Annotated in this window: 1 protein-coding gene; it reads right to left on the bottom strand. The window is 62.6% G+C overall.

From position 1 onward, the window contains the following. Positions 1 to 860: 4Fe-4S binding protein (locus ACYVIA_RS22270; protein ID WP_460844498.1), on the bottom strand; the 860-nt coding region annotated here is incomplete at both ends.

Raw genomic sequence — 860 nt, 5'->3', positions numbered from 1 at the left:
CCCGCCTTCGTCGCCAGCTCAGCCGTTTTCTCGGAGAGGTTGCGGCGCACGCTCTCGAGCGGAATGAAATAGCCCTTCGCATCGATGGCGGTGAGCGGCAGGCCTTCGCGCTCGCGGTGCTTGCGCTCCTTCACCAGCGGCGGGCAGGCATGGTCGTCGTAGTACAGCACCATGCAGTCCAGGCACAGCAGGCATTCCTTCTGGTCGATCCTGCCCTTGGCATCGATCGCATGCGAGCCGCAGCCGGCCGCGCACGCATGGCAGGTCTGGCATTCGCTCTTGCGCTTCAAGCCGAACAGCCGGAACTTGGTCGGAATCGCCAGACCCGCGCCCAGCGGGCAGATGTACTTGCAGTACGGCCGCTCGCTGAGGATCGAGATCGCCAGGATCACGGCCACAAACAGCACGAACGGCCACGACCGGTTCCACACCCCGACCAGGAACGTGGTCTTGAACGGCTCGACCTCGGCCAGCGTCTCGGCCAGTTCCATCGAGTAGAACGAGATCCCGAGCAGCACCGCGAAGATCACGTACTTGAGCCACTTGAGCTTGTCATGCACGGCCATCGGCAGCAGCTTCTGGAAGCGCTTCAAGCCGATCAGCTGGCCCAGCTTGTACGCCAGGTGCTGCAGCGAGCCGAACGGGCAGATCCAGCCGCAGAACAGTCCCCGGCCCCAGATGAACATCGTGAGGAAGATGAACCACCAGAAGATAAAGATGAACGGGTCCGACAGGAACAGTTCCCAGCGCCACTGGTGGATCAGCGAGTGGAACCAGGTCATGATCTGCGTGATGCTCGGCTGCGCCTTCAGGTAGAAGCCGATGAAGCCGACGCTGCCAATCCACAACAGCGTGCGCGG

The organism is Noviherbaspirillum agri (assembly GCF_054780595.1).
This window is presented reverse-complemented; position numbering and strand designations above follow the sequence as displayed.